This window comes from Streptomyces sp. NBC_00400 (genome assembly GCF_036048035.1).
In the GTDB taxonomy this organism is placed as follows: domain Bacteria; phylum Actinomycetota; class Actinomycetes; order Streptomycetales; family Streptomycetaceae; genus Streptomyces.
Map to the genome: position 1 here is coordinate 5589306 of NZ_CP107940.1, position 19814 is coordinate 5609119.

General features: G+C 74.7%; 14 protein-coding genes. 4 read left to right on the top strand and 10 right to left on the bottom strand.

Annotated elements, in window-relative coordinates; all coding sequences use genetic code 11:
• Position 1 precedes the first annotated feature (1 nt).
• The 4 genes from OHS81_RS24430 to OHS81_RS24445 form a co-directional block, all read right to left on the bottom strand.
• Entirely contained in the window at positions 2 to 2599 is a 2598-nt protein-coding gene (locus OHS81_RS24430) for a serine/threonine-protein kinase (protein WP_328386809.1), read from the bottom strand.
• Positions 2596 to 3921: a hypothetical protein gene (locus tag OHS81_RS24435; protein WP_328386810.1), complete on the bottom strand. Its 1326-nt coding sequence runs from the start codon at positions 3919 to 3921 to the stop codon at positions 2596 to 2598. The genes OHS81_RS24430 and OHS81_RS24435 overlap by 4 nt, the downstream gene beginning before the upstream one ends.
• Before the next feature lie 147 nt (positions 3922 to 4068).
• Positions 4069 to 5094 carry a glutamate ABC transporter substrate-binding protein gene (locus OHS81_RS24440; protein WP_328386811.1) on the bottom strand — a complete coding sequence of 342 codons (1026 nt, stop codon included), beginning with the start codon at positions 5092 to 5094 and terminating at the stop codon, positions 4069 to 4071.
• 20 nt (positions 5095 to 5114) lie between these two features.
• The gene (locus tag OHS81_RS24445) at positions 5115 to 6518 is read right to left on the bottom strand and encodes a hypothetical protein (protein WP_443058757.1); all 1404 of its coding nucleotides are present in this window, start codon (positions 6516 to 6518) and stop codon (positions 5115 to 5117) included.
• A 283-nt stretch (positions 6519 to 6801) separates the two neighbouring features.
• Here OHS81_RS24445 and OHS81_RS24450 point away from each other — a divergent pair, with 283 nt between their 5' ends.
• The gene (locus OHS81_RS24450) at positions 6802 to 7494 is read left to right on the top strand and encodes a FadR/GntR family transcriptional regulator (RefSeq protein WP_328386812.1); all 693 of its coding nucleotides are present in this window, start codon (positions 6802 to 6804) and stop codon (positions 7492 to 7494) included.
• Here OHS81_RS24450 and OHS81_RS24455 read toward each other — a convergent pair.
• The 5 genes from OHS81_RS24455 to OHS81_RS24475 form a co-directional block, all read right to left on the bottom strand.
• On the bottom strand, positions 7458 to 8492 hold the full coding sequence (locus OHS81_RS24455; RefSeq protein WP_328386813.1) for an N-acetylglucosamine kinase: 1035 nt from the start codon (positions 8490 to 8492) through the stop codon (positions 7458 to 7460). The genes OHS81_RS24450 and OHS81_RS24455 overlap by 37 nt on opposite strands.
• The gene (locus OHS81_RS24460) at positions 8483 to 9766 is read right to left on the bottom strand and encodes a 6-phospho-beta-glucosidase (protein ID WP_443058866.1); all 1284 of its coding nucleotides are present in this window, start codon (positions 9764 to 9766) and stop codon (positions 8483 to 8485) included. Before OHS81_RS24460 ends, OHS81_RS24455 begins: the two co-directional genes overlap by 10 nt.
• A 53-nt stretch (positions 9767 to 9819) precedes the next feature.
• The gene (locus OHS81_RS24465) at positions 9820 to 9969 is read right to left on the bottom strand and encodes a hypothetical protein (protein WP_328386815.1); all 150 of its coding nucleotides are present in this window, start codon (positions 9967 to 9969) and stop codon (positions 9820 to 9822) included.
• 21 nt (positions 9970 to 9990) lie between these two features.
• Positions 9991 to 11139, bottom strand: a complete 1149-nt coding sequence (locus tag OHS81_RS24470) for an ROK family transcriptional regulator (protein WP_328386816.1) — start codon at positions 11137 to 11139, stop codon at positions 9991 to 9993.
• 510 nt (positions 11140 to 11649) lie between these two features.
• On the bottom strand, positions 11650 to 12738 hold the full coding sequence (locus tag OHS81_RS24475) for a mechanosensitive ion channel family protein (protein ID WP_328386817.1): 1089 nt from the start codon (positions 12736 to 12738) through the stop codon (positions 11650 to 11652).
• A 290-nt stretch (positions 12739 to 13028) separates the two neighbouring features.
• Between OHS81_RS24475 and OHS81_RS24480 the strand changes: the two genes are divergently transcribed.
• Positions 13029 to 13565 (top strand): HNH endonuclease, encoded by a 537-nt coding sequence (locus OHS81_RS24480; protein ID WP_006605595.1) that lies wholly within the window; start codon positions 13029 to 13031, stop codon positions 13563 to 13565.
• 243 nt (positions 13566 to 13808) lie between these two features.
• Here the strand turns inward: OHS81_RS24480 and OHS81_RS24485 are convergent, their stop codons facing one another.
• Complete coding sequence (locus tag OHS81_RS24485) at positions 13809 to 16799, bottom strand: beta-N-acetylglucosaminidase domain-containing protein (RefSeq protein ID WP_328386818.1); 2991 nt, start codon at positions 16797 to 16799, stop codon at positions 13809 to 13811.
• A 470-nt stretch (positions 16800 to 17269) separates the two neighbouring features.
• Between OHS81_RS24485 and OHS81_RS24490 the strand changes: the two genes are divergently transcribed.
• The gene (locus OHS81_RS24490; RefSeq protein ID WP_311623753.1) at positions 17270 to 17539 is read left to right on the top strand and encodes a hypothetical protein; all 270 of its coding nucleotides are present in this window, start codon (positions 17270 to 17272) and stop codon (positions 17537 to 17539) included.
• Positions 17540 to 17545: 6 nt separating this feature from the next.
• A complete protein-coding gene (gene malQ / locus OHS81_RS24495; RefSeq protein WP_328386819.1) occupies positions 17546 to 19735 on the top strand; it encodes a 4-alpha-glucanotransferase in 2190 nt (729 codons plus the stop codon).
• Positions 19736 to 19814: the final 79 nt, after the last annotated feature.

A 19814-nucleotide genomic window follows, 5' to 3' on the forward strand; every position in this document is an offset into this window, starting at 1 on the left:
GTCACACCCACGTCCTGGGGCGGAAGCGGTTGGCCCGCTCCACCAGTTCGATCCTTTTCTCACCACGCTGCGCCAGCCGCGCGAGCAGGCGGTACGACCGCTCCAGGCCGAACCGCAGACCGCGCTCGTCCAGCGGGCAGCCGAGCAGCGACGGCCGCTCGGCCACGCCCGCCGGACCGTCCGGCCCGGCACCGTGGCTACCGGAGAGTACCCAGTCCAGGGCGCTGCCCAGTACCTCGGTGGTGAGTTGTTCCCTTCGTTCGGCGTCCAGACCGAAGTCCGCCAGCGCCTCGACCTGTTCGGCGGCCGCCCGCAGATCCGCCGTCAGCGGATCGCGCGGCGGGCGCCCCCGCAGCCGGGCGCGGACCGCCGCGATCCGCGCCGCTATGTAGTGGATGGACGACTCCGGGACGGACTCCAGCGCCCCGACCGCGCCCGTGCGGTCGCCCGCCGCCAGGTGCACCCGTGCCAGTCCGAACGCCGCGCCGACATAGCTGCGGTCGGTCGCCCAGACCAGGCGGTAGTACTCCACGGCGTTGTCCAGCTGGCCCAGCAGCTCCGCGCAGATCCCCAGCGCCAGCTTCGGCGCCGGCTCGCCGGGGAAGGCGTCGTAGACCGCGTCGAAGGCCAGTGCGGCGCTCTCGCGGTCACCGGTCGTCAGCGACACCAGGCCGCGATGCCACACCACCCGCCAGTCCGCGCCTCCGGTGCCGGGCTCGGTGCCGGCCCGCCGCGCGGCGGCCCACTGCCCGGCGGGCTCCGCCGCCGCGATCTCCTCCAGCGCCCGCTGTGCCCCGGCGCTGTCCCCTGTCTCCAGACGGGCGCGCAGCGCACGCAGCCGGACCTCCAGGGAGTCGGCGGGCGCCGAGCGCAGGGCGCCCAGCAGTTCGGCGGGCGCGGCGGCCAGCAGCCCGGCCAGCAGCCCGGCGTGCGGATCGTCCGGATCCACCCGCGGCACCGGCAGGGCCAGGGCGGCACCGGCGACGTCCAGGGGGCGCAGCGCCGGGCCGCCGGAGGCCGGCTGTGCGGGGCGCGCCGCCCCCCGCGCGCCCAGCAGCGAACTGTCGCCCTCCGCCGCGGCCATCAGCTCCGTGTCGACCACCCGGAGTTCGGGCCCGAAAAGCGGGGACAGCGCGGGCCGCGGCTCGCCGGACTGGAGCGCCACCACCTCCCGCAGCACGCCCGTCAGCTGCTCGGCCATCTCCTCCGCCGAGGCGAATCTGCGCGCCCGGTCCGGGTCCGTGGCGCGCACCAGCAGCCGGTAGAACGACTCGTAGTTGCGGAACACCTCGATGTGGTCCGGATCGGGCAGGGAGTCCGCGAAGACGTTCGTATAGCCCTGGAAGTCGAAGGTGAGGACGGCGAGGGTGCGGGCGACGGTGTAGAGGTCGGAGGAGACCGACGGGCCCAGCGCGGCGATCTCCGGTGCCTGATAGCCGATCGTGCCGTAGACCGGGCTGTGGTGGTCGTCCATCCTGCGCACCGCGCCCATGTCGATCAGCTTGAGCCGGTCGTGCTGCTGGATGGCGTTGTCGACCTTGAAGTCGCAGTAGAGGTAGCCGCGGCGGTGCAGGTGGCCGAGGGCTTCCAGCGCCTCGATGCCGTACGCACAGGCCTGTCCGACCGGCAGCGGATCGCGCCTGCCCTGGGGCGTGCGCCGGTCGTTGGCGAGCTCCTTGAGCGATTTGCCGCCGACGTACTCCATGACGATGTAGCCGTCGAGGCTGCCGGTCGCCCGGTCGAGGTGTTCCACGAAGTTGTAGATCCGCACGATGTTGGCGTGCTCGATCTCGGCGAGGAAGCGCCGCTCGGACATCGCCACCGCCAGCGCCTCCTCGTCGCCGGTGTCCAGCAGCCCCTTGAGCACCACCCACCGGTCGGAGACCGCATGGTCCGTCGCCAGATAGATCCAGCCGAGCCCGCCGTGCGCCAGGCAGCCCGCGACCTCGTACTGGCCGTGCACCATGTCGCCGGGCCGCAGCTTGGGCACAAAGCTGTACGGGTGGCCGCACTTGATGCAGAAGCCTTCCGTGGTGCCCGGCTGCTCACCGTGCGCCCGGCCCACCGGCGCGCCGCAGTCCGTACGGCTGCAGAACCGCTTCCGCTCCGGGACCTCCGGATGCTCCAGCACCGCCGTACGCGGATCGGGCCGCGGCACCTCCGGCACCGTCACCAGCCCCGCGCCCAGCCGCCCCCGCGCCGCCCCGGACGACGCGCCGCTGCCCGCGCCGCGCACCGACACCGCCGCCATACCGCGCTCCGGCCCCTTGCCGGACACCGACCGCGAGTGCCGCCCGGGCACCGAGCGCCGCGAGGGCGCGGAACGGGCGGTGCGGGTGCCGGCGCCGGAATCCGTGCCGGGGCCGGAACCGGGGGCGGGGGAGGGGACCGTCAGCAACGCCCCCGCCGCCTCGCGGCCCGCCGTGCCGCCCGTGAGCGCCCGGCCCGTCAGGCCCGTGGGCGGCGAGGACAGCAGACCGTCCGGCGAGACCACCGGCGCCAGCCCGCACAGGTCGCAGTACAGCTCACCGCCGCCGACATCCTCGTAACTGCCCGCGCACTCCCGCCGCTGGCAGCGCTCGTCGGCCCGCTCCGTCACGAATCCCCCTTGCCCTCCCGCTGCTGCACAGCCAATGCCTCCGCCGCTGCCTGCTGATAGCGCCACACCGCCTGCTCGGCCGCCCGCAGATCACACGGCGCACTCCACAGCATCCGCCGCGCCAGGTCGTACCGCTCGGTCAGCAGCGGATCCTCCGCCAAACCGTGACGTGCGAGCTTCGCCCGGTAGGCATCCAGCCGGCCGCGCAGCTCGGCCCGCACCGCCAGCGGCGCGGTCACCGCCGTCAACGACTCGCGGGCCCGCAGGAGTTCGTCCTCCGCCCGCTCCTCCAGGCTGTCCAGCAGCGGCGAGAGGCGGTGCCACTGCGCCCGTCTTCGGTAGCCGGCGGCCGTGGCCAGCTGTTCGTGCAGCGCCGTCGAGGGGCCGCTGACCGCCGGTACCTCCGACGCGGCGATCTTCGCCAGCACCTCGCCCCGGGCCTGCCGCGCCTCGGTCAGCGTGCGGTCCGCCCGCGACAGCACGTCCCGCAGCTGCATCAGCCGCCGCTCCGCGTCCTGCCGCACATCCAGCACCGCCGCCACCTCACGCCGGATGTCCTCCAGCGCACGGGCCGCACGGTCGTAGCGCACGGTGTCCGGACGCCCGCCGCCCGGCGCCGAACTCCCCGTCGACGCCGACACCCAGAACGCCAGCGGATCCTCGATCACCCGCTCCCGCAGCCGCAGCAGTTCGTCCGTGATCCGCTCCAGGTCGTCGCCCGCCGGATGCTCGCCGGGGCGTACTCCCACCGAATGCGCCAGGGAACGCGTCCGCTGCAACTCGGCCGACAGCAGGTCTATCCGGGCCGGCAGCGCCGACCAGACCGCATCGGCGGCGACGATGACGTCCAGCGACTGGGCGTACAGCCCGTTCATCCGCTCGACGAGCCGCTCCAGACTGAACCGTTCGCACCGCAGGGCCGGGCCGCCCGGCGTACCGTCACCGGCCGCGGCCGCACCCGGCACCGTCACCCCGTCGCCGTACAGCAGCCCGGTCAGCTGCGCCAGGTCCTCCGGGGACGGCAGGCGGCGCCGCTCCCGCAGCTCACGCGCCTGCTCCAGCGCCGCCGTATACGCATCGAACAGCGTCCACAGGACCGTGATGGACCGCTCCGCCGCGGCCCAGCGCTCCTTGGTGGTGCCGGTCAGACCGGCGCCCTCCAGCAGCCGGCGCCCCGCGTGATCCTGCAACGCGAGCAGCGACGTCTCGATCGCCTCGTACTCGGCACCGAGCCGCGCCAGGGCGCGGTCCACCTCCTCCCGGTCCAGCACCGGGGCATCGGGCTCCCCCGGAGAGCCGGGGAAGGGCCTGGGGACCCCCATCGATCACCTCTCCAATACGCGTACGGTGCACGGCGTTTGCCGCGGCCGGGCGGCCGCTGCGGTCTGCTCCTCCCACGACCTCTTCCATAGTGACGGCATCCGGCCCTCCCGGGGCGGTCAGTGGCACTACTCCGCTCCTTGGAGCGATCAGTCGCGGTACTCCGGCGCGGGCGGCCCCGATATGCCCGGCAGATCGGCCTTCAGCCACTTGCGGTACGCCCGCATCCAGGCGCTGTGTTCGCCGCCGCCCCGGTAGTCGTCCAGGACCTTGTTCACCCGCCGCACCAGGTCCGTGTCGTCCTTGTTCATCGCCACGCCGTACGACTCGTCCGTGAACGGCTTGCCCTTCAGCTCCACCCTCGGGTCCTGCGCCGCCTGCGCCGCCGCCAGCGCACTGTCCGTGACCACCGCATCCGCCCGGCCCAGCTGCAGCCGCACCAGACAGTCGAGCTGGCTGGGCACCGTCAGCACCTGTGCGCCGTGCGGCTGCGCCCGCAGCGCCGTCTCACCCGTCGAACCCGCCGCCGTGCACACCCGCCGGCCCCGCAGCGAAGCGTCGAACGCCTTGATCGTCGAGTCGATCGGGGCCAGCACCTGCTGTCCCGCCTGGAAGTACGAGGTCGAGAACGCCACCTGCTGCTTGCGGGCGCAGTTGATCGTCATCGTCCGCACCACCATGTCCACCGCACGCTTCTGCAGCGCCGGGATCCGCTGGTTGGTCGGCACCGTTTTGAAGACCACAGGGGGATGGGGCCCCAGGATGTCCTCGGCGATCGCCTGTGCCAGATCGATGTCGAAACCCTCCAGCGTGCCGGTGGACGGGTTGCGGTACCCCCACCGGTAGGTGTTCTGGTCCACCCCGACGACCAGCTGGCCCCGCTCCTTGATGCGCTGCACCGCCGCACCGTCGTCCGCCGAAGGGCGCAGGCTCGCCGCGGCGTGGTGCGCCGTGCACGGCGCGGCGGCAGGTGCGGCCGGCGCCGCCCCCGGTCCGTACGCCCGGTGTGCCGCCGCGGACGAGGAGACCCGGCCGCCGCCGTGGACGGCCCGTTCGGCGTCGCCGCCCAGCACCGGCACCAGCACGGCGGCGACCGCGGCCATCACGCCCATCCCGGACGCGACCGGCGCAAGGACGGCACGCAGATTCACCAGCTCTCTCGCGCGCACCCTCATGCCCCTCTCACCAGGCCTCCTCACCGGTACTCCGCCAGCCTGCGGCCGATCCCCAGCACCGCGCCCACCGCCGCCGACGCCGCCAGCACCCCGGCTCCCACCACAAGCCCGTCCAGCGCCCTGCGCCCGGCGTCCGCCGCCGACCGGAACTCCGCCTGCTCGTGCACCAGCGCCTGCTGCAGCCCGGCGGCCACCCGGTCGAAGGACTGGCCGGTGGAACCGTCCGTGCCGATCACCTTGGCCAGCGCCTGCGGGTAATCGCCCTTCTCGTCCGCCGTCCGTGCCTCGCCGTGCCGCGCCTGCCACTGCCGCACGCCGGTCAGCGCCGCGTGCACCGGACGCCGCCCCGCCTCGTCGTCGGCCAGTGCCAGCGCCGCCCCCAGCCTGCTCCTCGCCGAGGCGGCCCCCGGCCCGCCCCCGCCCGCCAGATCCGCCATCCGGGAACGGAACCCGGCCTCGTAGAAATCCTCCTGGCCGTGCGTCAGCACCGCACCGCGTGCCACCAGCGTCAGATTCTCGTCCCCGCGCGCCTGCAGCGCGTCGATCCGCGCCTCGTTGAGCACCCGCAGCGACCGGGCGCCGTGCTCGTACGAACCGGTCAGCCCCGTACGTGCCACGGTATGCGCCGCCACCAGCCACCCCAGCACCACCACGGACGCCGCCGTCGCCGCCAGCAGGCCCCTGTTGAACACCCGGTTGGTGCGCCGGTAGTGCCGCCGCTGCGCCCACCCCAGCGCACCGAGGGCCACCAGCCCCGCCGCCACCGCGTACCACGGCCGCGCCCCGGCCGCGCGGTAGTCCGCCGCCAGCCGGTCCGTCTCCGCGTCGTACAACGCCCGTGCGGCCGGGAGGAGTTCGGTGCGCATCTGCTCATTGGCGTACCGCAGATAGGCGCCGCCCAGCGGCAGCCCCTGCCGGTTGTTCGCCCGCGCCGTCTCCACCAGCCCCGTATAGCGCGGCAGCCCGCTGTTGAGCTTGGCGATCTGCGCGCCGGCGCCGGCCGGACCGCTGCTGTGGGCGGCCGCCTTGACCAGCAGCGCGGACGCGGTGGAGATGTCGGCGGCATACCGGTCGCGGGTCGCCCGGCTCTCCTTGGCACCGGCCAGAAAACCGGCCGCTGCCGTCGTATCGGCATCCGCCAGCGAGCGGTAGATGCTCGCCGCGTCCGCGGTCAGCGGCTGGCTGCGCTCCACCACGTCGTCCGCGGCCGCCGCCCGGTCCGCGACCTGCCAGGCCGTGACCGCGCCGAACAGCACCACCAGCAGGGCCAGTACGGCACCGATCACCCGCAGCCGGCCCGGCTCCGTCGTCGCCGCGGCACGCAGTTCGTCCAGCCCCTCGGCCCAGGCCGTCCGGCGCCCGGCGGCGGGCGGTGACGCGCCGCCGGCCGACCCACTGGTGGCCGGCACGCTGGTGCTCGACACGGAACCTCCCCCCGGTCGCTGACGTCGGGACCGGCCCCCGCGCACGGCGCCCGGGAGCGCTCACGAGAAGAACCGGTGCATGGGCAGCAGTATGTCCGCAGCCACTGACACACACACCGCGATTGCCCCGATCTTGTTCGGAGATCTTGTCCGAGGGGGGTGTTCGGGCCGTGCTCCGGCGGGGCCCGCCGCGCCGCGGGGACCGGCACTACAGTGGGCGGGGAATCGTCAGACATCAGGTGATGCCGGGGCCCGGACACCGCGCCGAAGGGGGAGTGATCCCGTGCAGTCGGTCCGCAAGGGCAGGGTGTCGCTGGTGGAGACCGCGACCGACGAGATCCGCGCCCAGATCGTGAGCGGCACCTGGCCGGTGGGCAGCCGCATCCCGCCCGAGAGCGCTCTGTCCGAAACCCTCGGGGTCAGCCGCGCCTCGGTCCGCGAAGCCGTACGGTCCCTGGTGCACGCCGGCCTCCTGGAGCCCCGGCAGGGCGACGGCACCTTCGTGCTCTCCGATGACGACAGCGCCCTCGCCCTCCGCCGCCGCCTCGAACGCGCCGAGCTCAGCCATGTCACCCAGGTCCGCCAGGGCCTCGACGTGGTCGCCGCCCGCCAGGCGGCCAAGCACCGTACGGACCGCCAGCTCGCCGGCATCGAAGCCGCGCTGGCCCGTCGCAGGGCCGCCCTGGCCGCGCAGGACGGCGAGGCCTTCACCGCCGCCGACGCCGAGTTCCACGTCCTGGTCGCCGAGGCGAGCGACAACCCCGTCCTCGCCGACATCTACCGCTCCCTGAGCGCCGCCCTGCGCGAGGAACTGCGCCGCGCCGCCTGCCTGGACACCGCCACCGCGGCTCCCGACGACCCGCACTCCCGCCTCGCCGACGCCATCCGCGACCGGGACCCCCGGGCCGCCGTGGACGCCGCGGTCCTGCTCCTCGCCGGTCACGTACGGGACCTGGCGCTTCCGGTGGGGGACTGAGGGACGGGCGGCGCCTCCGCCTCCCAAGCCGCCCTCAGCCGTCCGTGGGCGCCCGCCCCCGCGCCCGCCCGGTCCAGCGTGTCCAGGGCCGCCCCCACCACCGGCGGGGCGGTCACCACATGGGGCACCGCCCCGGGAGCACGCTCCGCGAGGAGCCGGGTGACCCGGTCGTGGAGGAGCGGGTGACGGGCGGCCAGGACGCCGCCGCCCAGCACCACGGGGACCGCTTCCCCGAGGAGACCGAGACGCTTCAGGGCGACGGTGGCCAGGAGCACGATCTCCTCCGCCTGGCGGGCCACGAGGGCGCGGGCGACCGGGTCACCGGCCCCCGCCGCGGAGAAGAGCAGCGGCACCAGTTCATGGCGGCGGTGGCCGGGGAGGGCCCGCAGATGGAAAGCCTCGATCAAGTCCGGCATGCCGCGCAGGCCGAAGTGCGCGGGCAGGACGTCGGCCAGCCGGGTCGGGGCGCCGCGGCCGTCCTCGGCCCGGGCCGCGCACCACATGGCCTCCTCGGCGAGGAACGCCCCGCCGCCCCAGTCGCCGGAGAGCCGGCCGAGGGCCGGGAAGCGCGCGGTGGCACCGTCCCGGCCGACCCCCGCGCAGTTGATGCCCGCCCCGCACACCACGGCGACGCCCACCCGCTCCCCGTCGTCCGGCAGCCCGGCCCGCAGCAGCGCGAAGGTGTCGTTGCGGACGCTCACCGTGCGCGCCCATCCCCGGCCCGCGATCTCGGCGGTGAGCGCGGCCTCCTCCACGGGGAGATCGGCGTTGGCGAGGAAGGCCGAGAGGTGGTCGACGGGGCCCGGGTGCCCGGCCCCGGCCAGGACCGAGCGCACCAGCGGCGCCAGGACGTCGACCGCCCGGCCGGCGCCCACCACCGGCGGCTGGAAGCCACCGCCGCGTGCCGTGCCCAGGAGCCTGCCGTCCGCGGCCACCAGTGCCACGTCGGTCTTGCTGTTGCCCGCGTCGACGGCGAGCGCCGTGCCCCTCAGGCCCACGTGAGGTGCTCCCGGTTGTGCGCGAGCAGCTGGTCGGTGAGCCGGTCCGCGGCGTCGGTCTGGCCGATGAGGGGGTGGGCGAGGAGGGCGGAGAAGACGGCATCGCGCCCGCCGGCCCGGTCGGCCCGCCGGCCGTCCCTGCCCCACAGCGCGGCCTGAAGGGCGAGGTGTTCGTAGGCGGTGACGTGTGCGACCAGCCCGGCGTACAGCGGTTCCAGGGGGCGCACGGGAAGGGGCGTGGCGCCCGTCGCGTCCACGGTCGCGGGCACCTCGATCACCGCGTCGTCGGGCAGGAACGGCAGGGTGCCGCGGTTGAGGGTGTTGACGACCTGGGTGTCCCCGGTGTCCCGCAGGAGGGCGGAGGTGAGCGCCACCGCGGCCTCCGAGTAGAAGGCCCCGCCGCGCCGGGACAGCAGCTCGGGTTTCTCGTCGAGCGCCGGATCGCCGTACATGTCCAGGAGCTGCTGCTCGATGGCGGCGACCTCCGCCGCGCGGGAGGGTTTGCTGCGCAACTCCCGTACGACCGCGTCGTGCTGGTAGTAGTAGCGCAGATAGTAGGAGGGGACGACGCCGAGGCGGTCGAGGAGCGGGCGGGGCAGGCGCAGCTGCTCGGCGAGGGTGCCGCCGTGGTCCGCCAGCAGCCGGGGGAGCACGTCCTCGCCCCCGACGCGTACCGCCCGCTCCCAGGTGAGGTGGTTGAGGCCGATGTGCTCCAGCTCGACCTCGTCGGGGGAGACGCCCAGCAGCGCGGCGAATCTGCGCTGGAAGCCGATGGCGACGTTGCACAGGCCGACGGCCCGGTGGCCGTGGGCGAGCAGCGCCCGGGTGACGATGCCGACGGGGTTGGTGAAGTCGACGATCCAGGCCCCGGGGTTGCGGCGGCGCACCCGCTCGGCGAGGTCCAGGACGACGGGGACCGTGCGCAGCGCCTTGGCGAGGCCGCCGGCGCCGGTGGTCTCCTGGCCGACGCAGCCGCACTCCAGCGGCCAGGTCTCGTCCTGGTGGCGGGCGGCCTGGCCGCCCACCCGCAGTTGCAGCAGCACCGCGTCCGCGCCGTCGGCACCGGCGTCCAGGTCGGTGGTCCAGGAGATCCGGCCCGGGTGGCCCTGCCTGGCGAAGATCCGCCGGGCCAGGCCGCCCACCAGCTCCAGCCGGTCCGCGGCCGGGTCGATGAGGACCAGTTCCTCCAGCGGCAGCACCTCGCGCAGGCGCGCGAAACCGTCGATGAGTTCGGGGGTGTAGGTGGAGCCGCCGCCGACCACGGCGAGCTTGATGCGGGGGTGCTCGGTGCGGCGCGGGGTGCGTCCCTGGGGAGACGGCATACGGATCAGCCCTTCACTCCGGTGAGCGTGACGCCTTCGACGAAGGCCTTCTGTGCGAAGCGTGCGAAGAACAGGAAACGTGCGAAGAACAGGAAGCAAGCGAAGAACAGGAAGCAAGCGGAGAACAGGACGGGGACGCCCTGCGCGGCGTGCATCCGCGGGCCGGAGCCCGGCACTCAGCCGGTGTGGAACACCGCATCGCGTGCCGCCGCGAGCGCCGTCCGCAGTGCGCCGATGAGAATCGCCGGGCCGTCGACACGGCTCAGGCGCAAGGCGGGGCGGGGCAGCGGGAGCCCGGTGAACTCCTCCTCGACCAGGGCGCGCAGCGCCTCCCCGCCGGCCCGGGCGACCTCGCCGGAGAGCACCACCAGCCGCGGGTCGACGACCGCGACCACGGCCGCGATCCCGGTCGCCAGCCGCCGCGCGATCTCGGCGCGGACCCCGTCGTGCGCCATCGCCCCTTCGACGGTACGGACGTCCGGGGCCCCGTACTCCCGGGCCAGTGCGAGCACGCTCGGCGAGCCGACCAGCCGCTGGAAGCCGCCGCCGGCGCCCGCCTGCGCGGCGCCGTGGTCACCGCCGTGCTCACCGCCCCGGGACAACGGGGCGCCGGGCAGCGGCAGGTAGCCGATCTCGCCCGCGCCGCCGGTGGCCCCGCGCAGCAGCCGGCCGCCCAGCACGAGGGCGGCGCCGACCCCCTTGTCCGCCCACACCAGCACGAAGTCGTCGACGTCCTGTGCGGCCCCGTCGTACTGCTCGGCGACCGCCGCCAGGTTCACATCGTTCTCAAGGGTGACCGGCGTGCCCAGCACCCCGGCCAGCTCTTCCTTCAGCGCCCGCGCGTGCCACCCCGGCAGATGCGGCGCATAGCGCAGCCGCCCGGTCCCCGGGTCCAGCGCACCGGGTGTGCCGATCACCGCCCCGTGCAGCTGCCCGCGTTCCCGCCCGGCCCTGGCCAGTGCCCCGTCGACGGCCCGCGCGACCAGCTGCGCGGTCCGGTGCGGCGCCTCCTCGGCAACGGCGTCGGTGCCGACCCGTTCCTCCCCGAGCACCTGCCCGGTGATGTCGGCGACCGTGGCGGTGATCCCCAGCGGATCGACGGCCAGCGCGGCAACATGCGCCGCCACCGGGTCGATCTCGTACAGCTGCGCACTGGGCCCCGGCCGCCCGGTCACATTCCCGGTCGTCCGTACCAGCCCCGCGGCCTCCAGCCGCGCCAGCAACTGCGAGGCGGTGGGTTTCGACAGCCCGGTCAGCTCCCCGATCCGCGTACGGGTCAACGGGCCCTGCGACACCAGCAGATCGAGCGCGGCCCGGTCGTTCATGGCCCGCAACACCCGCGGCGTCCCCGGCGTGCCCCGCCTCCCGGGCGTGCCCGGCATCCCCTGCGTGCCCGGCATCCCCTGCGCGCTGTGCCCACCGGCCATGACACCGCCCCTCCCCGTTTTCCCGGCGGCCGGAGCGCCGACGGCCGAGTATCTGTTAAGAAACCTTCCCATCGTTCCCGCAGGAAGCTAAGCGGCGGGCCGTGGCGGCGTCAACGGTGCGGACGGGGCGGGTGCGCCGCCCGCCGTGCCCTCTGCCCGCCCTCTGCTCCCGGATACCGGGCTGCGGGTCCTGTGCTCCCGGATACCGGGCCGCGGGTCTGTGCTGCCGTGCTTTCTGCGGCCTGTCTGAGCGGCGCAGCCGTGGATCCGGTGCCTCAAGGCCGGGCGCAGGATCGGCGCCACGCAGAAGGGGCGCACCCGCGCGGTACGCCCCTTCTGCCGGCAGTCAGGGCCGTCAGGTCCGGACGGCCGGTTCACTTGCCTCTGTTTCCCCCGGCTTCCCCTGCTTCACTTCCCCATCTTCGACGGCGAAGCGATCGGGCTCGTCGCCAGGGACTGCGGGGACGTCGGGTTGTTGAGGGCCGAGGGGGCGGCCATGCCGGCCGAGGGGTCGGCGGCCTCCTCGTTCTCGTCCTCGGGGGCCGGGCGCGGGGCCAGGTGGACGCCGGCGGCGTCCAGGGCGCGCTTGATGCGCCAGCGCAGTTCGCGCTCCACGCCGGGGGCCTTGCCGGGCATCGTCTTGGCCGAAACGCTGATGGTGACGGTGTCCAGGTGGACCTCGCTCAGACCGAGGACCTCCACCGGCTCCCACAGCTGCTCGTTCCAGGGCTCGGCCTTGGACATCTCCTCGCCGGCGCCGGTGATGGTCTCGCGGGCGCGCTCCAGGTCCTGGTCGGCGGCGATCACCACATCGACGGCGGCGGTGGACCAGCCCTGGCTGAGGTTGCCGATCCGCTTGACCTCGCCGTTGCGGATGTACCAGATCGCGCCGTTGGGGCCGCGCAGCTTGGTGACCCGCAGGCCGACCTCGATGACCGTACCGGTGGCCACCCCCGCGTCGATCTCGTCGCCGACGCCGTACTGGTCCTCAAGGATCATGAAGACGCCGGAGAGGAAGTCGGTGACGAGGTTGCGGGCGCCGAAACCGATGGCGACACCGGCCACACCGGCGCTGGCCAGCAGCGGCGCCAGGTTGATCTTCAGGACGGAGAGCACGGTCAGGGCGGCGGTGCCCATGATCACGAAGGAGGCGACGCTGCGCAGCACCGAGCCGATGGCCTCGGAGCGCTGTCTGCGTCTCTCGGCGTTGACGAGCAGACCGCCCAGCGCGGTGCCCTGGGCGGCGGCCACGGTGCGGTTCATCCGCTCGATGAGCTTGGTGATCGTGCGGCGGATCACATGCCGCAGCACCACCGCGATCACGATGATCAGCAAGATCTGCAGGCCGGACGTGAGCCACGTCCCCCAGTTCTCCTGCACCCAGCCGGCGGCGTTGGTGGCCTTGTCCGTGGCGTCGTCGAGCGACGTCGGGCCGGATGAGCCGGGCGTGGCGGCGCGCAGGTGCGCGGCAGCGGCCGGCGAAGCGGACCAGAACACAGTCGAACCTTCCGTGTGGGACAGCAGACCCGGGCCCCGGTGGGACACCGTGAACCGGGCAGACCAACCACACTAACGGGGCAACAGGAGCGGTCCGCGCCCTTGTTCGAGTCGGATAGTTGTGCGCAGGGCCGGAATGAGCCGTATCCGGCCGGACGTGCCGGTGTGTGGTGGAAAACACCTCCGACCCGTTACTCGGTCATGGTGGCGCTCTCACCAGGCACCGGGGGACACTGTGGGGAGATCGTCCCGGCGCGAGCCACGCGCCGCCGGCGTACAAGGAGGCACCCGTGCCGCATGTTCTGGTCCTCAATGCGTCGTACGAGCCGCTCGGCGTCGTACCGCTCCGCCGCGCGCTCATCCTCGTCCTCAACGAGAAGGCTGTCAGCCTCGAGGAATCCGGCGCCCTGATGCACAGTGCGACCCATGTCATACCCGCTCCGAGCGTGGTCCGCTTGAAGCGGTTTGTGCGGGTGCCCTTTCGAGGCCCCGTTCCCCTGACCCGCCGGGCGCTGTTCGCCCGTGACGGCGGGCGCTGTATGTACTGCGGTGGCGTCGCAACCAGCGTCGACCACGTCATCCCGCGCAGCCGCGGAGGTCAGCACACCTGGGAAAACGTCGTCGCCGCGTGCCGGCGCTGCAACCACGTCAAGGCCGACCGCCATGTCGCCGAGATCGGCTGGCGGCTGCGGCATCAGCCCGCCCCGCCGTCAGGACTGGCGTGGCGGATCATCGGCACGGGCCATCGCGACCCGCGCTGGCTGCCGTATTTGCAGCCGTACGGCGCGGATGACGCCCTGGCCCGGATCGACGCCGTATCGGCTTAGGTCCGGGTTTCTGCGTCCTGACGGTGGTGTGGTGCGTCTCGCACGTCCCGCACCTCTCGTGCGGCTCGCACAGGTCGTGCGTCCCGCTCCGGCCGGGGCGGACGCCGCCGGATTCCCGCCCCGTGGCCGCCCGCCGCGGCGACGAGGATCCCGCGGCGTCCACGACGGCCGCCGGCGCACCCGCCCGCACCGCACCCGGTCACCGGGCGCACCGTTCCCCGGGCACCGCTCGCCGGGCGCCGTTCACCGCTTGTCGTTGCCCGGGTGGCGTGCCTCCGCCACCCGATACGCCTCCACCGACCACAGCGAGTAGCCGAAGTGGGTGGCCCGCTTGTCGCCCTGGATGCGGACGAACCGGGCGTTCTCGGCGTCCATCCGGACGGATTCGCGGCCGCCCTTGCCGTCCCGGACCGTGGCCGCCGTGCGCCAGCTGCGGCCGTCCGGCGAGACCTGGATGCGGTAGCGGGCGGCGTAGGCGTCCTGCCAGTTCAGGACGAGCCGGCCGAGGCGGGTCGGATGGGCCAGCGCGAACTGCAGCCAGGCGCCGTCCTCCGGGGCGGAGGACCAGCGGGTTCCGGGGTTGCCGTCGGTGGCCGCAGACGCCGGGAAAGCCGCCGTCTCGTCCCCGGAGGAGGTGGCGACGGTGCCGCGCGCCAGGTCCTTGCCGCCGGTGCGCGGATACGAGCGCACCGTCAGCGTCCGCTGCGCGCCGCCGAACTCCACCGGGATCTCGTACGTCCCCGAGGGGGCGTTCTCGGGGATGCCGACGGTGATGCGGATCGTGGCCGTGCCGCCACGCGGTGCGGTGACCTCCTCGGGGGCGTGCACCGTGAAGCCCCTGGGCGCCTTGACCGCCAGCTTCCCGCGGACGTCGCCGGGGCGGCGGGAGTAGATCAGGGCGTCCACCGTCGCACTGCCGCCGGTCTGGGCGTCCGACTCCTTGCGGGACAGTTCGAGGCCGGCTGCCGGGGTGTCGTCGAACCAGGGCGTGAAGGTGTGCACGGACGGGGCGTGCGCACTCTTCGCCCAGGTCAGCCGTACCGCGTCGGCACGCAGCCGGGGCGTTTTCGCCTCGGTCCAGCCGCTGGCGGAGAGCCGGGCGAGGCGGCGCCAGCCCTCGCCGGGGACATGCGCCTCCATGGAGACGGCGGCCGCGGACGGGCCCGGGTCGGTCAGCGCGGTCACCGCGGCGAGCGGGCGGATCCGCTCGAAGGGCACGGTCAGGGACGTCCGGCCGTCGCGTTCGCCGGCGCCGTCGTCGGGCTCGGGGGTGGTGCGGCGGGCGCCGGTCCAGGCGTCGGCCTCGGTCATCGCCCGCTCCAGGAACGGGGCCAACACCCCCTTGCCGACCGTCGCCGGGCTGTGCGCGCACTCCTTGCGCAGCTGCTGCGCCGTGCGCTGGGCCGACCATGCGGCGTCGCCGTCGTCATGGGCCTGCGCCATGAGCGTGTCGACGGCCTGGGCGCCGGCCTTGCCGTAGCGGGCCAGCTGCTCGGCCCACGGACGGACCTCGGCGGCCAGGTCCGGGCGCAGGTCCCGGGGCGCGGTGCTCATGGTGCCGAACGCGGCCCGCAGCGCCTTGGCGGCCTTGGCGAGATCCACGTCCCGGCCCGGCCGGCCGTGGTTGACCGCGGCCTCGCGGGCCTTCCAGAAGCGGTCGATCAGGGGCTGCAGATAGCCGGACTCGGTCCGCTCCAGCAGCGAGGAGGAGGCGTTGCCGGCCAGCGCACGCAGCGCGGCACGGGACCGTGGATCGCCGCCCGCCAGATCGTCGACGGCCGCGTCCCAGGACCGGTCCGGGTGGTAGTCACGCGGATTCCACGCGTAGTCGGCGGCCGTGAACAGTGGGATGCGCGAGGCGAGCGGCTGCTGCATGGCGTTGGCCAGCAGCGCCGTGGAGCCGGTGGCGACGGCCGGCTCCCGGCCCCGGTAGGGCCCGAGGAAGATCCGGTCCTGGGCATAGTCGTTGACCGGGTAGTTGTCCATGGTCACCAGCGGGTGGCCGAACGCCTGGCGGGCGGTGGACAGCTCGCCGCCGGTGATGGTCCGCGGGACCACACCCACGCCGGTCCAGGCCACCTCGACCCGGTCGCCGAGCGCGTCGGACAGCGCCCGGCGGTACGCCGTCGAGCCGTCCTGGTAGTACTCGGTCGGCATCAGGGAGAGCGCCCCGGCCTGCGGGTGCCGCTGCGCCAGATGCGCGGCGAGCGCATTGGCGACCTTGGCCTGTGCCTGCGCCGCGGCCCGGGGGCCGGTGCCGAAGGCGTCCGCGTCGGCGTCGCAGTGCCATTCGCTGTAGCTGACGTCCTGGAACTGCAGCTGGAAGGAGCGCACGCCCAGCGCCCACATGGCGTCCACCTTGCGCCGCAGCGCCCGCATGTCCTCCTCGGACGACAGGCACATCCCCTGGCCCGGGGCGACGGCCCAGCCCAGCGTGACGTGGTTGGCCCGGGCCCGCTCGGCCAGCGCCCGGAAGCCGGCACGCTGCTCCGCCGGGTAGGGGTCGCGCCACCGGGTCTGGCGGTACGGATCGTCGCCCGGCGCGTACAGGTAGTGGTTCTGCTTGGTGCGGCCCATGAAGTCCAGCTGGGCGAGCCGCTGGGCCTGGCTCCAGGGCTGCCCGAAGAACCCCTCGGTGGTGCCGCGCACCGCCGTGCCGGGCCAGTCGCGTACGGCCACCGAGGCCAGCTGTTTCCGGCCGGCTCCGTGGGTGACCAGCTGCCGCAGGGTCTGCGCGGCGTGGAAGAGGCCGTCGGAGCCGACGCCGTCCAGGGCGACGGTGTCCCGGCCCGCGACCTGGCCCACGGCCAGGCGGTAGCCGCCGGCCGGCAGATCCCCGCGGGCCGGTGCCCGCAGCGCCCGCAGCGCGTCCGCGGCCTGCTTGCCGCCGGCCCGGATCACCGGCCCGGCCGCGGGCAGCCGGTCGCCGGGCGCCTGCTGCCGGACGGTGTGCACCCCGGCGTCCCGCAGCAGGCTGCGCAGCGCGTCCAGGGCGTGGGGGTCGGTGTCCGGGGCGGCCACCAGCACCGCCTCGCGGCCGAGCGGCACAGCGGCGCCCAGCTCCTGCATCGACTGCGGGCGCGGCCAGACGGTGGGTGTGTGCCCGGCACCGGCCGGACGGTCCGGCCGGTCGGGGGCGCCGACGGCGGGGTCCGCGGGCGCCGCCTGGGCGCTGGGCACCCCGCCGAGCAGACCTCCGATGACCGCGGCGGCCAGTGCGGTGGTTCCGGCCACCCGCGCACGGGCGCCCGCGCCGTTCCCCCTGCCGCTCCTACCGATACTTCCGACGCTCCATACGCCCCGGCCTCGCACGGCTGCTCCTCGTCCCCGTCCATCACTCGCCGGTCTGCACCGGCGCCCCGTTTATCCCCGCCGATGCCCGTTCGGGCAGACCTCCGGCCGTGAGCCCACCATTGTGGCGGTTCGGGTGTCAACCAGGCGTGGCCGGGGGGTCCCGGAGGGGCGGCGGGGGACGGGTTCCGGCCGGTGCCGCGGGCGGGATCCGGGGGGCTCGCCGGCCCGCAGAACTTCCGTTCCGGAGCCCGGTTCCTCCGCGTTCTGTGCGCCCTCCGGGGCCCGGTGCAGTGAAATCGCCTGCGTGAGGCATAATGTGACGTGGGTCACGTTTCGTGAGCAGATACGTCTGCGAACGTGTCGAGTGGGTAGGGCCCACGTGTCCCATTACCGATGAACGGGAGGCCCTCGTGGCCGCATCCGCTCAGCTGCTCCTCGACGCTCTGTCCTCCAAACCGGGAGGTGCGACGATGGAGTCCGACATCTTCGACGGGGTGTCCGACCCCGATTCCGGCCTGGACGGCTCCGGCTCCTTCAGCTTCGTCGAGCCGCCCCTGACCAGCGAGCCCCCGCTCGCCGACGCCGCCCCGCTGACCAGCGAGGTCCCGATCTCCGCCGAGCTGCCGCTGACCAGCGAGCCGACGGCCGCCGGCCACGGCACGGAGTCCATGGAGGTCTGAGGACCCATGGGCCGCGCGCGGCTCGCCCGGCTGCACGGCATCGCCACGTCCTACGAGCCCTCGCCGGGCCGGAGCGTCCAGATCACCGGCGACACCGTCGTCGCCGTGCTCGCCGCACTGGGGGTCGATGCCTCGACCCCGCAAGCCGTCCGCAGCGCCCTGGCCGCGTACGAGGACCGCGCGGCCCGCGCCCTGCTCCCTGGCACCGTCGTCGCCCGCCCCGGCCGGCCGCCCGACCTCGCGCATCTCCCCGAAGGCACCGTCCTGCGGGTCGAGACCGAGAGCGGGGCGGCCGCACAGGGCCTGGCGGCGTCCGGTCCGGCGGCCCTCGCCCGGCTGCCCCTGGGTATCCATGTGCTGCACGCCCGGGCCCCCGACGGCCGCGCCGCCGACGCCCGGCTGATCGTGGCGCCCGACCGGGTGCCCGCACCGCCCGGCCGCAGCCACGGCTTCCTGGTGCAGCTCTACTCCCTCCTGTCCCGGCAGTCCTGGGGCATGGGCGACCTGGGGGACCTGGCCGACCTCGCCGCCTGGTCGGGGCGCGCCCTGGGCACGGGCTTCCTCCAGCTCAACCCGCTGCATGCGGCCGTCCCCGGCCCGCCCACCGACCCGTCGCCCTACCGGCCCTCCTCGCGCCGCTTCCCCGACCCGGTCCATCTGCGGATCGAGGACGTCCCGGAGTACGCCCGGCTCACCGGTGCCGCCCGCTTACGGGCCGACGAGCTCGCCGCGCAGGCCCGTGCGCTGCGCGACGGGGTGCTCGACGGGGACGCACTGATCGACCGGGACGCGGTCTGGGCGCTCAAGCGCGAGGCCCTGGAGCTGATGTGTGCGGTCCCGCTCACCCCGGGCCGGCGGGCCGCGTACTGCGACTTCCTCGCCGAGCAGGGCGAGGCGCTGGAGGACCACGCCACCTGGTGCGCGATCGCCGAGCGGCACGGCCCCCACTGGCGCGGCTGGCCCGACGGGCTGAACGATCCGCGCTCCCCGGGCACGGCCCGGCTGCGGCCGCGGTTACTCGACCGGATCGACTTCCACAGCCGGCTCGTCTGGCTCACCGACCAGCAACTGGCCGCCGCGCAGCGGAGCGCGCGCGAGGCCGGGATGGGCATCGGGCTGGTGCACGACCTCGCCGTCGGCGTCCACCCCTCGGGTGCCGACACCTGGGCGCAGCAGGACTCCTTCGCCGCCGGGATGTCCGTCGGGGCGCCGCCGGACGCCTTCAACTCCCGCGGCCAGGACTGGGGGCTGCCGCCCTGGCGCCCGGACGCGCTGGCCGCCGCGGGCTTCGCCTCCTACCGGGAGCTGCTGCGCGGCATGCTGCGGCACGCCGGGGCGCTGCGCATCGACCATGTGATGGGGCTGTTCCGGCTGTGGTGGGTCCCCGAGGGCCGGCCGCCGACGGAGGGCGCCTATGTCCGCTACGACGGTGAGGCGATGCTCTCGGTGCTGGCCCTGGAGGCGCACCGGGCCGGCGCCGCGGTGATCGGCGAGGACCTGGGCACCGTCGGGCCGGGGGTCCGTGCGGCGCTCGCCGAACGGGGCGTCCTGGGGACGTCGGTGCTGTGGTTCGAGCGGGATTACGACGGGGGTGGGGAGGCCGGCGGCCGGGACGGGGAGGCCGGCCCGGAGCCCGCTGCGGAGCCCGCCTCGGAACCTGCTTCGGAACCCACCGCGCAACCCATCCCGGCGGAGCCCGCCCCGCACCCCGCCCCCCTGGCCCGCATCCTGGCGCCCGAGGAGTGGCGCAGCGCCTGTCTGGCCACCGTCACCACCCACGATCTGCCGCCCACCGCGGCCCGGCTGACCGGTGAGGACGTCGCCCTGCGCGAACGGCTCGGGCTGCTCGCCGGGCCGCCGGAGCGGGAGCGCTCCCGCGCCCGCTGTGAACGCACCGAGTGGCTGCGGGAGTTGGTGCGGCGCGGCCTGCTGCCCGAAGGGGCGGGCGACGAGGAGGCGGCCGTCCGGGCCGTCCACCGCTTTCTGCTGCGGACCCCGGCGCGGATGGTGGGCGTCTGGCTGCCCGACGCGGTGGGGGACCGCCGCCCGCAGAACCTCCCCGGGACATGGCAGGAGTACCCGAACTGGCGCCTTCCGATCGCCGGCCCCGACGGCCGTCCGCGCACCCTGGAGGAGCTGGCCGCCTCCCCCCGCCTGCACGCGCTGATGCGTGACGTGTCCGGCGTCCGGCGGTAGTCCCGCCCGCGCTCCGGGCCGCACGCCCCGGAGCCCGCTCCCGCGCACCCGGCCGCCGGTTGTGCCACCCCGCGCGCGC

Coding starts and splice junctions, on each gene's coding strand:
- OHS81_RS24435 (WP_328386810.1), bottom strand. CDS start 3,921: ATGGGGGTCCCCAGGCCCTTCCCCGGCTCTCCGGGGGAGCCCGATGCC.
- OHS81_RS24440 (WP_328386811.1), bottom strand. CDS start 5,094: ATGAGGGTGCGCGCGAGAGAGCTGGTGAATCTGCGTGCCGTCCTTGCG.
- OHS81_RS24465 (WP_328386815.1), bottom strand. CDS start 9,969: ATGCACGCCGCGCAGGGCGTCCCCGTCCTGTTCTCCGCTTGCTTCCTG.
- OHS81_RS24470 (WP_328386816.1), bottom strand. CDS start 11,139: ATGAACGACCGGGCCGCGCTCGATCTGCTGGTGTCGCAGGGCCCGTTG.
- malQ (WP_328386819.1), top strand. CDS start 17,546: ATGGGCCGCGCGCGGCTCGCCCGGCTGCACGGCATCGCCACGTCCTAC.